The 13,314-nt window shown below is 38.6% G+C and carries 16 protein-coding genes and 1 pseudogene; 9 read left to right on the top strand and 8 right to left on the bottom strand.

From position 1 onward, the window contains the following. The first annotated feature begins 398 nt into the window (after window positions 1–398). Entirely contained in the window at window positions 399–695 is a 297-nt protein-coding gene (locus ACFPOH_RS12040) for a hypothetical protein (RefSeq protein ID WP_100664556.1), read from the top strand. Between the two features lie 472 nt (window positions 696–1,167). Here ACFPOH_RS12040 and ACFPOH_RS12045 read toward each other — a convergent pair whose 3' ends face one another. From ACFPOH_RS12045 to ACFPOH_RS12065, 5 genes and pseudogenes are all read right to left on the bottom strand, one after another. Next, complete coding sequence (locus ACFPOH_RS12045; RefSeq protein ID WP_342471154.1) at window positions 1,168–2,334, bottom strand: IS256 family transposase; 1,167 nt, start codon at window positions 2,332–2,334, stop codon at window positions 1,168–1,170. A gap of 214 nt (window positions 2,335–2,548) precedes the next feature. Then, the gene (locus ACFPOH_RS12050) at window positions 2,549–3,118 is read right to left on the bottom strand and encodes a manganese catalase family protein (RefSeq protein ID WP_141601949.1); all 570 of its coding nucleotides are present in this window, start codon (window positions 3,116–3,118) and stop codon (window positions 2,549–2,551) included. Window positions 3,119–3,147: 29 nt separating this feature from the next. Next, the gene (locus ACFPOH_RS12055) at window positions 3,148–3,411 is read right to left on the bottom strand and encodes a spore coat protein CotJB (protein ID WP_141601936.1); all 264 of its coding nucleotides are present in this window, start codon (window positions 3,409–3,411) and stop codon (window positions 3,148–3,150) included. Further along, complete coding sequence (locus tag ACFPOH_RS12060) at window positions 3,408–3,632, bottom strand: spore coat associated protein CotJA (protein ID WP_141601935.1); 225 nt, start codon at window positions 3,630–3,632, stop codon at window positions 3,408–3,410. The genes ACFPOH_RS12055 and ACFPOH_RS12060 overlap by 4 nt, the downstream gene beginning before the upstream one ends. 253 nt (window positions 3,633–3,885) lie before the next feature. Continuing rightward, window positions 3,886–4,209 (bottom strand): annotated as a pseudogene (locus tag ACFPOH_RS12065) (ATP-binding cassette domain-containing protein); the annotation flags it as partial. Between the two features lie 252 nt (window positions 4,210–4,461). Here ACFPOH_RS12065 and ACFPOH_RS12070 point away from each other — a divergent pair. Continuing rightward, window positions 4,462–5,454 (top strand): lipoate--protein ligase, encoded by a 993-nt coding sequence (locus ACFPOH_RS12070; RefSeq protein WP_342468388.1) that lies wholly within the window; start codon window positions 4,462–4,464, stop codon window positions 5,452–5,454. 179 nt (window positions 5,455–5,633) lie between these two features. Here the strand turns inward: ACFPOH_RS12070 and ACFPOH_RS12075 are convergent, their stop codons facing one another. Next, window positions 5,634–6,164: an ECF transporter S component gene (locus ACFPOH_RS12075; protein WP_342462921.1), complete on the bottom strand. Its 531-nt coding sequence runs from the start codon at window positions 6,162–6,164 to the stop codon at window positions 5,634–5,636. A gap of 209 nt (window positions 6,165–6,373) precedes the next feature. Between ACFPOH_RS12075 and ACFPOH_RS12080 the strand changes: the two genes are divergently transcribed. Then, a complete protein-coding gene (locus ACFPOH_RS12080) occupies window positions 6,374–6,871 on the top strand; it encodes a GNAT family N-acetyltransferase (RefSeq protein ID WP_342462920.1) in 498 nt (165 codons plus the stop codon). Between the two features lie 266 nt (window positions 6,872–7,137). Here the strand turns inward: ACFPOH_RS12080 and ACFPOH_RS12085 are convergent, their stop codons facing one another. After that, a complete protein-coding gene (locus tag ACFPOH_RS12085; RefSeq protein WP_141601932.1) occupies window positions 7,138–7,875 on the bottom strand; it encodes an SDR family NAD(P)-dependent oxidoreductase in 738 nt (245 codons plus the stop codon). A 377-nt stretch (window positions 7,876–8,252) separates the two neighbouring features. On the opposite strand from ACFPOH_RS12085, the gene ACFPOH_RS12090 reads away from it, so the two are divergent. Next, on the top strand, window positions 8,253–8,735 hold the full coding sequence (locus ACFPOH_RS12090) for a GNAT family N-acetyltransferase (protein ID WP_342468390.1): 483 nt from the start codon (window positions 8,253–8,255) through the stop codon (window positions 8,733–8,735). 85 nt (window positions 8,736–8,820) lie between these two features. On the opposite strand, the gene ACFPOH_RS12095 is transcribed toward ACFPOH_RS12090, so the two are convergent. After that, complete coding sequence (locus tag ACFPOH_RS12095) at window positions 8,821–9,168, bottom strand: hypothetical protein (RefSeq protein ID WP_342468391.1); 348 nt, start codon at window positions 9,166–9,168, stop codon at window positions 8,821–8,823. 288 nt (window positions 9,169–9,456) lie between these two features. On the opposite strand from ACFPOH_RS12095, the gene ACFPOH_RS12100 reads away from it, so the two are divergent. Genes ACFPOH_RS12100 through ACFPOH_RS12120 form a run of 5 tightly spaced genes read left to right on the top strand, consistent with a single transcriptional unit; the run spans window position 9,457 to window position 13,159 of the window. Next, complete coding sequence (locus tag ACFPOH_RS12100; RefSeq protein WP_342468392.1) at window positions 9,457–9,984, top strand: RNA polymerase sigma factor; 528 nt, start codon at window positions 9,457–9,459, stop codon at window positions 9,982–9,984. Continuing rightward, on the top strand, window positions 9,985–10,755 hold the full coding sequence (locus ACFPOH_RS12105; RefSeq protein ID WP_390309856.1) for a hypothetical protein: 771 nt from the start codon (window positions 9,985–9,987) through the stop codon (window positions 10,753–10,755). It abuts the gene before it with no gap. Continuing rightward, window positions 10,742–11,578, top strand: a complete 837-nt coding sequence (locus tag ACFPOH_RS12110) for a hypothetical protein (protein WP_390309858.1) — start codon at window positions 10,742–10,744, stop codon at window positions 11,576–11,578. Before ACFPOH_RS12105 ends, ACFPOH_RS12110 begins: the two co-directional genes overlap by 14 nt. Beyond that, window positions 11,559–12,287 (top strand): hypothetical protein, encoded by a 729-nt coding sequence (locus ACFPOH_RS12115; protein WP_342468395.1) that lies wholly within the window; start codon window positions 11,559–11,561, stop codon window positions 12,285–12,287. The genes ACFPOH_RS12110 and ACFPOH_RS12115 overlap by 20 nt, the downstream gene beginning before the upstream one ends. Beyond that, complete coding sequence (locus ACFPOH_RS12120; RefSeq protein WP_342468396.1) at window positions 12,284–13,159, top strand: ABC transporter ATP-binding protein; 876 nt, start codon at window positions 12,284–12,286, stop codon at window positions 13,157–13,159. The genes ACFPOH_RS12115 and ACFPOH_RS12120 overlap by 4 nt, the downstream gene beginning before the upstream one ends. The last annotated feature ends 155 nt before the right edge of the window (window positions 13,160–13,314 follow it).

Here is a 13,314-nt window from a genome sequence, read left to right on the forward strand (position 1 = left end):
CAAACTTTGGCGGAATCCAAGGTTTCTTTAAACATGGACATCTTTAAAAATCAAATGAATAAATGGTTGGTTACTATACCTAATTATATCAAGCAATGCTTAAATATTACTGTGTGCGAAAGTTGAGAAAGTTATAAATAGTGCTGAAGGTGAAAACTTAAAAGAAAGTATTTTAGAAGAAGTAAATACACAAAATAATAATATAGTATCGATACAAAAAATCAGCGGTTGTGGAGCAGCATCCATTGCAGGTTTCGCGCATACTACTGCGTTTACTGGTCTTATGACTCTTGCTGGAATAAGTGGTCCAGCTGGTTGGGCAATAGGAACTGGTGTTGCCGCGGTATGGTTAGGGGCTAGTGCTGCTGCTGGTTGCTTACGATAGTAAGGGGGATAATATGAGCAAAAGTGACTTTAAAGCATTTCTGGGTGGAAAGGTAGATATTTTTTCTCGAGGCACTTTTCAGCAACTCACTTTTCTAATTATCTTTTCTCCCCTTTTCACAAGCATGTTTAAGGAAAAAGTTTTGCTTTATGCCATCTTTGTTTTATTAATTACAATCAGTAATTTGGGTGTTGAGTATTTTGCTATAACAAAAAAAGGTCCTAGTCCTAAAAATTATATAGGATTGTTTTTGTTAATTAGTCTCCCTATCAATATTATAATTTTGTTGATTTTTTATATCATGCCTTAATAAGTATTTTCAAAGTAATGACCCTATAATTTATCATTTTATAAAAAAACGCCTAGCAGAATGAAGTAATCCAAAAGAAAACACCTCCTGAATCGAATGTATAACTCCATTCGATTTGTGGAGGTGTTTGTCGTATGGGGACAAGAGTTCATATGATTTAACCGTCCTTCTTTTTTATTTAGGCTATGTTAATGACTATTGTTGATAATAATTTTTAGAGTATTCCATCTTCAACAAACCTGCCCCGTTAGTTAACCAAGAAATCGTTCCACAACTTTTAAAAAATGAGCACTTCAAATTTTAAATTTCGTCAGGTACCGTCAAGAATTTTGTGTAATGTAAATGGGGTAGGGTTTCTCTGAAATGGATTTGAATTGATAGGGGACTGATTTTCTCCACACAGGAGACTGAATATTCAGTCTCCTGTGTGGAAAGGGAGAATCCCCCTATTTTGTTTATTTACAGTATTTGGTTAATGATAACGTTCTTCAAACATTCGCTCGAGGGCTTCCTGCGCTTCGGCAAATCCTCTTAACTTTCGCCCTGCCCATTTCTCATTAAAATCTTGGATGGTCAAATACACGACTTTTTCCGCGGCTTCTAAACTGCTCAAACTGTTCATCGGCTTTAGACGTTTCCGAATCTCTTTGATCGTTCGTTCGATGACATTCGTCGTGTAAATCACACTTCGAATACTGCTTGGATCATCCATAAATGTAAGGAGGACATCCAACTCATTGGCCCAAGATTGAACTTCTCTTGGATATTTGCTGGACCATTTCGACTCAAACTGTTGAAACATTTGTAACGCCATCTCCTTATTCGGCGCGCGATAAATCAGCTTGAGATCCTCGGCCACTTCGAATTGGTCTTTTTTCCGAACACGGCTGAGGGTGTTGCGGACTTTGTGCACGACACAGCGCTGCACATCGGCTTTCGGATACACCGACTTAAAGGCTTCCTCCAGCCCCGGTAGTCCATCAAATACGCCCAGAAGCACTTCCTTTACGCCTCTGTTGTATAGTTGTTGAAGAATCTCCTGCCATACATAGGTGCTTTCTTGTCCTCCCACAAAGAAATCAAGAATTTCGCGATATCCTTCTTCGTTCACCCCTAACACCACATAAACGGCTTCTTTCTCCACGGTTTCGTGACGAAGTTTTACGTATAAACCATCCAAATATAAGACGGAATAACGCTTGTGCAGTGGACGAGTGTGCCATTTCTCGATGTCTTCTTTCACGACATCGGTAATACGGCTGATCGTCGCTGGAGAATAGGCATTGCCTAAAATTCGTTCAATAAACTTGCCAATTTCACGCGTACTCATGCCACTTTGATACATCCTGATGATGGCTTCCTCCAGCCAGCCGGTGTGGCGTTGGTAAGGAGCGAACAATTGGGTTTGAAATTCTCCGTTTCGGTCTCTAGGGACCAAAAGACCTTCAATCCGACCATATTGCGTATCTAGATTTCGTTGATAGTAGCCGTTTCTCATATTTGATGTTCCGGCCTGTTCTATTTCGAGGAAATTCTTGATTTCTTCCCGCATGATCAGTTCTAATTTTTCCTTTACAAACTGACGAATGACACTTTCCAGTTGATTTGCCCAGTCGACATTCGGTATACTTTTAGACATAGGTAGGGTTCTCCTTTCTCTGGAATGTTTGGGTTCAATCAGAGAATACCCTACCTTTTTTCTTTTGGTCTAGCAAAATGCTTTACACAAAATTTTATACATCATCATTGGATAAAAGCAGATTTATTATATATCCAGAAAAAATATACAAATTGATTAAAATAAAACAATCAAGTTGAAAATCCAACTTGATTGTTTTAGATAGCATTTACTTTTAAAAGAATTTTTTTGTATTCCGTTCTTCTTTGAGGATTTCGACGGCCTCTCTGAATCGGAGGGAGTGGACAATTTCTCTTTCCCTTAAAAATTTCAAACTGTCATTTAAATCCGGATCGTCAGACAAATCAATGATCCACTGGTAGGTTGCGCGGGCTTTTTCTTCTGCGGCAATGTCCTCGTACAAATCGGCGATCGGGTCGCCTTTTGCCTGAATATATGAAGCGGTAAATGGTACGCCGGACGCGTTTTGGTAGAACAGGGCTTTATCATGATTCACGTAATGATCCGCCAGCCCCGCCGCCTTTAATTGTTCCGGTGTCGCATCTTTTGTCAGTTTGTAAATCATCGTGGCAATCATTTCAAGATGGGAAAGTTCCTCGGTCGCGATATCCGTTAATAGGCCGACCACTTTATCCGGAAGGGTATAGCGTTGGTTCATATAGCGCAATGCGGCTGCCAACTCCCCATCAGCGCCTCCATATTGTTCAATTAAATACTTTGCCAGCATTGGATTGCAGGTACTTACCTTCACCGGATATTGAAGCTTTTTTTCATAATACCACACCATTTGTTCCTCCTAACGAATATAGGTGATTAAACCTGCCAAGGCCAAGGGGTATCCACCCAATTAAACGGGTAATTCGAAAAACTTTTGCCAAAATTCATCAGCGGCCCGAACTTCTTTTCAAATTGTATTTTCAATTTCATACTTTTCTCAGTGAAGTCATTGAATTGCTTGATGGCTTCAAAATCGTTAGGGTGAGTATCCAAATATAGGTTCAACTCCACAATGACAAAATCGATCGCCTGAATTTCCTCCAGCATCCGATAATACTCCGGGGGCATTGTTTTACTCACGATTTTTCATTCCTTTTTTGTGGATTTGGATAAGGACTGTAAAGCTGAGGCCATAATGTACCGTGCATCAATGCTTCTTTCGCGGTTGGAAATTGAGGTAATCCAATTGGTTGGAATGCTATATAAAGTTGAGGGGGAGTAGAATAGCTTTTGATTTTGATAGGGGGACAAGGATCGTGTGGACTGACATAAGGATACCAATATTTATATTGGGTAAACAAAAAATCCTCCTCTCCGTATTCTGCTTATTAATGTATGGCGATGATGTTTTAAATATGATGATGCCTTAGTGAAAAAAGGATGTACACTATCAGGGGATTTTCACGTAAGTCTACATATGAATGGAGCCATCTTGATCATCCATTTTGTTCTCTCCTTAGATTGAAAGTGTGGACAACTTTTCAATTCAAACTGAGAGAAAAAACGGAGATAAGATGGCCCATCAATTCAGCTGTACAAGATTTTATTAGAGGATCAATTTATATAACTGAATGCCATATCGTCTTTTTCCAATTCAAAATGATTGATCCGATAGACTTCATCACATAGCAACGTGATGTCTTCATGATGATGGCTTGTCAAAAGGATAGTTCTTCCTTCCTCTTTAAACGATTTTAATAATGCCCGCACTTGCTGTACACTATTATAATCCAATGCATTGAACGGTTCATCCAAAATGAGGATTTGCTGGTTTTCCATGATGGCCTGGGCAAGGGCCAATTTTTGTTTCATTCCCAGTGAATAATTTCTCACTTTTTGTTTTATATCCGGACGCAATCCGACAAGTTTCATACTCTGCACAATATCTTCATCCGTTATTGGAGAAATAATAGATAGAAGAAATGCATAGATTTTGGCCTTTCTTCATTTCTTTTACAACATTCATCCAACCAGATGAAATGCCCAACCTTATTTCAGAAAGTGTTGAACCGGAATCTATCTAGCAAAATTTGCAATGGTTGAGGAAAAATTCAATCATACTAAAAAAATCAGTATGAGCCATTTTTCGTGTAAAATAGATATGGACAATTTGCATAGGAGGCTACATAGATGTATTTTGTTGATAATAAAGGCATTACAGACCCAAGGGTGAACTTGGCGATTGAAGAATATCTTATAAGAAACATGGATATTGAGCAGGATGATTTTTTGCTGTTCTATATTAATCAACCGTCGATCATTATCGGCAAAAATCAAAACACATTTGAAGAAATCAACACAGACTACGTTGAAGAAAATGGCATTATCGTCGTTCGTCGGCTTTCCGGCGGTGGAGCGGTGTACCACGATTTAAATAATTTAAACTTCAGCTTTATCACAAAAGACGACGGAAACAGCTTCAGCAACTATAAAAGATTCACGCAGCCTGTGGTGGACGCGTTGGCAAAATTGGGGGTAAAGGCGGAACTTTCCGGCCGCAATGACATTTTAGTGGAAGGACGGAAAGTGTCAGGGAACGCGCAATATGTAACGCGCGGCCGTTTGGTCAGCCACGGTACATTAATGTTCAATTTGGATCTGGATGCGGTGACGAATTCGTTGAAAGTGAAGCAGGACAAAATTGAGTCCAAAGGCATCAAATCCGTACGTTCCCGTGTTGCCAACATCATCGATTTCCTGCCTGAAAAAATTACCGTTGAACAGTTCCGGATGGAAATTTTGAAATCCATTTTCGGCGGCGAGGAGAATATCCGATATTATGAGTTGACGGAACAGGATTGGGAAAAAATTTATGCTTTGTCGGAAGAACGCTACCAAAAATGGGAGTGGAACTATGGAAAATCCCCGCGCTTTAATATGCAAAAGCAGAAACGCTTCCCATCAGGGGAAATTGATATCCGTTTGGAAGTGAACAAAGGCATCATTGAAGAAATTAGGATTTTTGGCGATTTCTTTGGCATGGGGGATGTAGAAGAAGTCGAGCAACGTTTAGTTGGGGTCCGCTACGCTTATCAAGACATTGAAGAAGCATTGGCGGATGTCGAAATCCCTACATACTTCGGAGGCGTGACGAAGGAAGATTTCTTGCACTTGATTTATTAAGATGAAAAACACAGAAACAAAGGGATTTTGCCTAATCATCAGAATTTGGATCGATAGGCAAAATCCCTTTTTATATTTCCCAACAGAAGATATTCGGAATCGCTGTACTATGAAACTCATTTTGTGGAAAACGGGTTATTAAAAATGGGAAATATTGAATGAACATTTTCCATACACAATTAATTATTACTGAGAATCATTTTGTCATACAGTTTATGAATTCCGCATTTCCAGCATAAAATCATCCCTAATATGGCGCCGATTGCTCCTTGTGCGATTTCATATGGAAGTTTCAAAATGGCGTATTCCAAAGTGGCATATACATAAATTTTTCCAAGGGTATAACCTGTTACCATGATGATGACACCAATCGTTACACCAATCCCGGAAGAAAGGATTGGTTTGCTTTTCAGCACCTTGTGGGAAAAAAGCGAGATGACAAAAGCTTGCAGTCCATGAGTGACAAGTGAAACGAACATTGGAGGCGGATAAAAAAGAAAATCCCCGAGAAATGATCCGAAACCTGCCACGATAAGGGCTTCAATAGGGTTAAGCAGGATGGCTGCAAGAACAATGGCAATATCAACGAAATACAGATGTCCTCCAGGAACAGGGAGTCCAAAAGAGCTAAGGGCTACAATCATAGCCATAAACATGGCGCAAGTTGTCAAACGTATGGTTGTTATTTTTCCGGATTGAATATGCTGCATTGAGGGCCCTCCTTCTATTTCTGATATTCTAAAAATTAACATCATAGTGGCAATATTAAAATAATCAGAAATATAAAATTTATATGGTCAGATGATATGCTATTTTTTAAAAGATAAGATGGAAAAATATGCAGAAATATCCTTGAAAAACACTTGGAATAATATGGTAAACTATTAACAATAATTGATTGAAAGGGGGAATAGAAAAGATGATTACTTTAAGAAATGTACATTCCGAAGATCTGCAAGATTTGTTGCGCATTGAAAATGAAGCTTTTTTGAAGAAAGAGGCCGCAACGAAAGAAGCTTTTGAAGAAAGGATTCAAATGATTCCCGATACGTTTATTGTTGCGGAAAAGAATGGGGAAATTGTCGGGTATATTAATGGGCCGGTGATTCAACAACCGTACATTACAGACGATCTGTTTAAGCGGATCAATAGAAATCCGGAAAAAGGTGGCTATCAAAGCATTTTGGGGGTAGCCGTGGATAAGCGCGCCAGAAAACAGGGAATCGCCAAAATCCTGATTAGGAAAATGGAAGAACTGGTGAAAGAAAATGAAAGGGAAGGAATTACTTTGACATGTAAACTGGAATTGGTTCCTTTTTATGAGAAACTGGGATTTGCAAATCATGGCATATCCAAATCACAACATGGCGGAGTTGTATGGTATAATATGGTAAAAATGAAGGAAGATATAAAATAGTATTGCCCATCCGTTTTAGGGATTCAGTGATTATCGGCAATAAAAAAGTGGCAAAACAGCTCGGAAGTGCAGGATTTCAAAAAGGAAATGCCGCAACATACTCTACTGAAAGTGCAGGCTATTGTCGTTGTGAGTGAAAATATCATCACACCTCATACTCTGATAGATGAACCGGCATTTATACGGAAAAGATTGTCAAAATGAAAATAATAAATAAAAGGTAGAAGGGATTTGACCCTCTACCTTTTTTATAGAAATGAATTGCCTTATTGCGCCGTATAGCCACCATCAACAACCAGGGCGCTTCCGGTCATGAAGGATGAATCATCGCTTGCTAAAAATAAGACGGCTTTTGCAATTTCTTCCGGTTTACCCAAGCGTTTCATCGGTGTCGCCTCAATTAAACCGTTCCGATCTGTATCCCCTAAAATTGGAGTGTCTATAAATCCAGGGCATATCGCATTGATCCGGATATTTCGGTTAGCATATTCCAACGCAATGGAACGGGTAAAGTTGACAACCCCGGCTTTTGCTGCATTGTAGGCGGCACTTCCTGCGGCACCTACCAAGCCGTACATCGAAGCGGTATTAACAATGACACCGCCGCCGGATTGTAAATATTCTTTGATGGCTGCACGTGCAAACAGAAATACACCGTCCAAGTCAACGGCAATTGTTTTCCGCCATTCACTGAATGGAAGTTCATCTGTCGGTTTCACAGCCCCAATACCGGCGTTGTTGAAAAGAATATCAACTTTGCCGAAAGAGGCTTTTGCCTTTGCGAATACATTTTGAACATCTTCTTCATTGGTTACGTCCGCTTGTACAAAAAGCGCTTCTCCGCCTTGATTTTTTAATTCTTCTTCAAAGGCTTTTCCTTTTTCCTCATTCACATCAACAATAACAACTTTTGCGCCTTCTTCCACAAAAAGTTTTGCGGTTGCTGCGCCAATTCCTGAAGCTCCACCTGTAATGATTGCTACTTTGCCGGTTAATTTGCCCATAACATCAAACCCCCTTTTTATTCAGTATAGCTTATTATGTAAGGGTTTTCATAAAAAGATTAAAGTATTGTTGATTTGTAAAAAAAATGATACATAAGTCCCCCTTTGCAATAAAGAAGCTCATATTTTTTAACAGAAAATAAGAGGAATTTGATAATATGGTTAAAAAGAACTCCAAGATGAAACATCCTTACATGCATTGGTAATTGAAGAGGATTCCACCATGTGGGCACCAGTAGGATAGGGTTTGAAAATAGTCTAGCTTTGCAATTCGGGAATTCCAGTTCGAAAAAAGCAGCGGCTGATGTTGATTGGGAAACATTGAAATAACTATTCAGGCAAGGATCAATGTGTCAAAAATAAAGGGGTTATGTGCAATGATCAGATTTTTGGAAAAGAAGGATATTCCGGAAGTGCTGAAAATTTATCAATCAGGAATTGATACAGGCATAGCGACATTTGAAACAACCGTACCTTCCATGGATGAATGGGATAAAAAATATCATCCATCCCTTCGATATGTCTATGACGAAAATGGAACAATTTTCGGTTGGGTATCCATTACCCCCGTTTCTCAAAGGGAGGTTTATAAAGGTGTCGGCGAAGTGAGCATATATGTACACCCTGATGCCCAAGGGAAAGGGGTTGGTTCCAGGCTGCTATTGCATTTAATTGAACAAGCCCAACTCTCCGGGTACTGGATGTTGCAAGCATCGATTATCGAAGTGAATAAAGCGAGCATTCAACTACATAAAAAGTGCGGTTTTCGAATCGTGGGAGTCCGGAAAGGAATTGCCAGAAAAAATGGACAATGGAAGAACACCGTTTTAATGGAAAAACATTTAGTACTTGATTCGTAATAGATGGTCAGAACCGTTTACAACTATTTCTTCATAGTGGCACGATTGCTAAATAAAAAATCTCCTCAATCCTATGTAAATGTAATTATTTTAGCATTCCAGCCATTTTGAAAAGAAAGATCCCTAAACAAATAATAAACAGTGCAATAAACCCAAATCCCCATTTATTGTGGTAACCGATTAATAGCATCAGTGCCAATTGGAACATGACGATTGCAAGGCACGCCCAAAGAGCGATGATAATCGCGTCATGCCTGTCCGTTTCAAACAAAATGTTGAATTTGTTTATTGAAAAAAGCACCGCCAGCACAAAGGATATGGCAGCCGGGATCACGATGAAATCCCCGATTTTGCTGTGAAATACGAACTGGAAAACTTTTGATAGAACCGTTAAGATGAGAGCGATAATAAGAAAGAGGAAATATAAATTCACATTTTCACCCCGTTTTCAGATCCATTAACGGATAAAAAGTTAAGAATATCTACAATATTAAACTAAATATTTATATATGCCAAAGGCGAGAGATGCAGATAATGAAGATGTTTTAGCGCCGCTTAAACGATTTCCGGTTCCGGAAGTCGTTTTTTTTAGGAAAAGTATGGATCCATATACCGGAAATATTAAAGAAATTAACATTTTATACAAATTTCTAAAAAAGTAGAAAAAGTTTAAATCCTTTTCCTTATAATTTGTGTTTAAGAGGTAGATGGAGGTTTTGCCATGTTAGAGGATGATGGAACATTAATAAAGTCAATTTTGCTTGGAGATGAGCAGGCGATGGAAATGCTCGTCCGCCGTTACTACGATGAAATATTTAACTATATTTACCGTTTAGGCAGTTCATATGAGGAAGCGAAAGACATTACACAAGAAGTGTTTATTGCCATGTTGAAAGCTTTGCCTACATATAAAGAACAAGGAAGTTTTAAAGCTTGGCTTTTCAAAATTGCACATAACCATACGATGAATTCCTTTCGAAAGAATAAGCACTTCATTTCTTTTTCTATAGAGCATGAAAATGTAAAGGTGGGGGCGGATATCAGTGAACATATTGCCAATCAATCTGTCGTCAAAGAAATGTTGAATGCATTGCCTTATACGCAAAAGAACACCATCATTTTGAAATATATTTATGGATTTACAGCGAAAGAGATCGCAAAAATTACAGGAACCCCCATACCAACTGTGAAATCCAGGCTTCGGCAAGGTTTGGAAAAAGTGAAAAAACAGATGAGGGAGGGAAAGTAGTTGGAACAGAACAAAAATTTTGAGGATAAACTTGAAGCGCTTCTTCAAACATATCCATTACCCAAAATTCATGAAGGGGATAAGCAAGAAACGATTGACGTGCTAAAAACATACATGCCGATTCGACGGGAAAGAACCATCGTTTTAATGAAAGAACTAATTTGGAAAGCATTTATCGATTTGTTGTGGCATTATAAACGGCAATTATGTATGACCATCTTACTTATGTTTTTCATTTATACGGTACTTCCTTTAACAATGGAGAAATGGCTGTTCTTTATTTTCACATCACCTCTTCCTATATTGGTCATCGGTTGGCATTTCATGAATGAACAGACCGAAGATATGGTTGAATTGGAATGTACTTATAAATATTCTTTTCAACAAATTTTATTTTCCAAAATTGTCGCCATGACGATCAGCAGCATTGTCATTTACACCTGCACCGTGTTTTATATGATACTTATCCATCATGTAGAACTGTCATTGTCCATCTTTCGGATTGCAAGTTTGGGATTGACTCCCATTCTATTGTTTAGCTTAACATTATTATTTCTAAGCGTTCGATATCGGGATGTATTGTCCTGGACTGTGATTATACTCATTTGGATTTTCTTTGTTTTACTATCAATCTCTACATCAGTTGGAACGGTCCTTTTATCAATCAATTATTTGGTTTATTTCGTAATCAACGTTGTTTTATTGGCGTTGTTAGTATACCGGTTGGTAAGGGTTTGGGGAATGGAGAGGTTGCCTTATGAGTTTCATTAAGTTGGGGCTGACGGAAATGAAAAAACTGTTTCAACAGCCGGAAATATATATCGCTCTCTTTTTATGTACAGTCTATTACTATTTAGGTTTGCGGGATACCGGGGATTCCTTCAATCCGACTTCCGGATTATGGAGAGCAATGTTAGATGCAGTTCCTTGGTTCGGATTTTGGATGATTGCTGTATTGGTTGTAATTGGAAGTGCAAAATGCCTGCCAATTGAGCGGGAACAGGAAATGAATGAATTGTTATTGACGTATAAAAAGGGACAAGTCCAATTATTAATGGTGAAACAAGCAGTTATGTTCATTTATTGTGCCATCATCGTTTCGTATTTTTATTTAGTCAGCTTTTTTACCTTGGTATCTAAATATTCTATCTCAGGTGCATTTAATCAAATTAAAGTCAATCCTCCTGTTTATTTCATCAATGCCAACCCCGATTGGACCTTTGCCCAACTTTTGCTTTTTCAGTTCGGCTATATGGTGTTGGCAAGCTATATTTTTTCGTTGTGTATACTCGCTTTATCCTTCTTTATAAAACGAAGCGTTTTTATCATGATGATTGCAGGAAGCGTTTTTGCGCTGGAAGAACTGTATGATAAATACTTGTGTTATTACACTGGATCAATGAAATTGGATGTTTATCTTCGAAATATTTATGATTATGGATTTAATGGGATGTTAGGTCATCAATACTTGGAAGGGTTATCACCATTCTCGGAAGGTGAAATATATATTCTATTCATGGTTTTTGCTTTGTTGCTATTTGCTTTTAATCTTGCCATTGGCAGGTGGAGAAGATATGCTTCTGTGGGAAATTAAGAAACTTGCAAAAAATCGGTGGAATCTTTTTCTTTTTGCGGCATTGATGAGTTTTTGGGGGATTCGGCTATATTTTGCCGCACAAAAGGGGGCAGATCGCTTTTTTATGACATCAATCAGCTTTTGGCATTTAATAGGTTCATTGATGATAGGATTTATGATTCTATTTGTGAATACAAGATTGTTTTCCTGGGATGAAGAAGAGAAAGTGAAAGAGGCTATTCTGGCGACGAAAAGCGGAAAAGCCAGGCTGTTTTTATTCAGGATGCTGGCAAACGCTCTATATACAACTGGCATTGCGATTTTATTTTTATTCATTCAGGTCTTGGGATTCTTTATTTTCAACCGTTATGAAAATTTATCTATCACCTTTATAGTAGAGTGTTTGGAAAGTTTTCCTTATGTGTGGGCGGGGAGTGTATTATTTTCCGTTTTTGCTGCTTGTGTTTGTACGGTATTTCAATCCCACATGGTAGCCGCAGTTTTATGCGGAATTTTATTTGGAACAACTTACTTGTTGAGAGGCAATCTTCTTCAGCCGTATTCTTTGGAATGGTTTTTGGAAAAAGGATTTTTCTCGTACTTCATCAGGGCGAAAGACATTGTCCTTGATTCGCAATTTATGGTCTTAATGATATGGTATGGAATTTTCCTTGCAAGTGTTTTGGTGCTGACGATTACATTACAGATAAGGAGACACGAACTATGATGCTAAAAATCGAAAACGTCACTCATCATTATAGAGGGTTTGAAGCATTGAAAAATATCAATTGTGAATTGTCTCCCGGCATTTACGGACTGCTCGGTCCAAATGGAGCCGGAAAAACCACTTTATTGCGGATATTGGTTGATGTGATTGCTCCCTCAAAAGGCAGGGTTCTTTATAATCATCGGGATATTTCGGCATTGGGGGAACGTTATCGGGATGTTTTAGGATATTTGCCGCAGGAATTTCATGGATATCGGAATTTTACGGCCGAAGAATTTTTAAAATATGTGGCCAATTTAAAGGGGCTGGATAGACAAACAGCTGCGTCAAGGGTAGAACAGCTATTGGACATGGTTGGTTTGACGGAGGTACGGAAGAAAAAACTGAAAGGATTTTCGGGTGGAATGAAACGGAGAATCGGAATTGCACAAGCATTGCTGAATGATCCGGAGATTTTGATTTTGGATGAACCGACGGCAGGATTAGATCCCAGCGAACGGATACGATTAAGAGGCATCTTATCCAAACTTTCAAAGAATAAGATTATTATTTTATCAACCCATATTGTATCCGACATTGAGTATGTAGCGGATGAAGTGTTATTGCTCAAAAAAGGTGAACTGATTCAAAAGGCAACACCAAGCGCGCTGTTAGGACAATTGGAAAATCAAGTGTGGCGCTTACGTATTCAGGAAGAGGAATTGGAAAAATATTCAACAAACTATGCTGTATCGAATGTTCATCAACTAGGGAATGACATCGAGTTGCGCATTATTTCAGAGGAAAAACCGAATGAATCTGCTGTGAACGTGGAACCAAGAATGGAAGATATCTATGTCTATTATTTTGGAACACAAAAAGTTGAACTGTGAAGGAGAAAACGGATTTCACATTTAAAGTAAAAAGAGGCTGGGACAAAAGATAAAAAACACCATTTTCTCCCGGGAGAAAATGGTGTTTTTTTGATAATTGAAGAAAATTGATTTCCGTTCCGGGGACGCTTTCCGCGGGCCCGGCTCGAGCCCAA

The sequence above is a fragment of the Ureibacillus suwonensis genome, from assembly GCF_042655065.1.
Taxonomy (GTDB): domain Bacteria; phylum Bacillota; class Bacilli; order Bacillales_A; family Planococcaceae; genus Ureibacillus; species Ureibacillus suwonensis.